This is a genomic window from Devosia sp. ZW T5_3, from assembly GCF_044987315.1.
Classification (GTDB): Bacteria; Pseudomonadota; Alphaproteobacteria; order Rhizobiales; family Devosiaceae; genus Devosia.
Genome location: NZ_JBJDRE010000050.1, coordinates 1 through 629 on the forward strand (window position 1 = coordinate 1; position 629 = coordinate 629).

The 629-nt window shown below is 69.8% G+C and carries 1 protein-coding gene; it reads right to left on the bottom strand.

Going from position 1 to position 629, the window contains the following annotated elements; all coding sequences use genetic code 11:
• Nucleotides 1–629 (bottom strand): diacylglycerol/lipid kinase family protein (locus tag ACI3KW_RS23205; protein WP_404850055.1); only part of this gene is annotated, 629 nt, incomplete at both ends.

Genomic DNA, 629 nt, shown 5'->3' on the forward strand with positions numbered 1-629 from the left:
TTGCCGAGGAACAGCAGGCTCGACCCCCGCGTCCGACCATCGACGGTGACGGCCCCCGAACGGTTCTTCGCCATGACGCGCCACCCGGCCACCAACGCAGCCAGCGGCTTGCCGATTCGTTTCTCCAGCCGCTCGCGGATCCGTACGAAGTCGGTGTACCCGCCGACACTGGCGGTGTTGAGGAAGATCTCGTCGTTCACATACGCCACGTCGACCTTACCGACCGTGCCGCGCTGGATCGCCTGCACCGTGCGAACGGCGGAATGGGTTCCCACAGCCCGGGCGAAGTGGTTGAAGGTGCCGGCCGGGAACACCGCGAGCGGGACGTCATGATCGATCGCCGTCTGGGCTGCGGCGCGAACGGTTCCGTCACCACCGGCAACCGCGAGCACCTCCGCGTGCGAGGCCGCGGCATCCATCACGGCGGATACGTCGTCGTCCGGTCCGATCTCCACGATGCGCATGTCCGGTAACCGCTGCCGCAGGCTCTGGGTCAGCGCGGCGCCGCGCCCGCTGTGCGAGGCGGGGTTGACCACAAGGGTCACGCCGGCGCCGGAGGGGCGGGGCTCGACCTGGTCCAACTCCTGCGGCTGAGAGCGCGTGGGCGACGGCACCGGCGGCACCAGTCG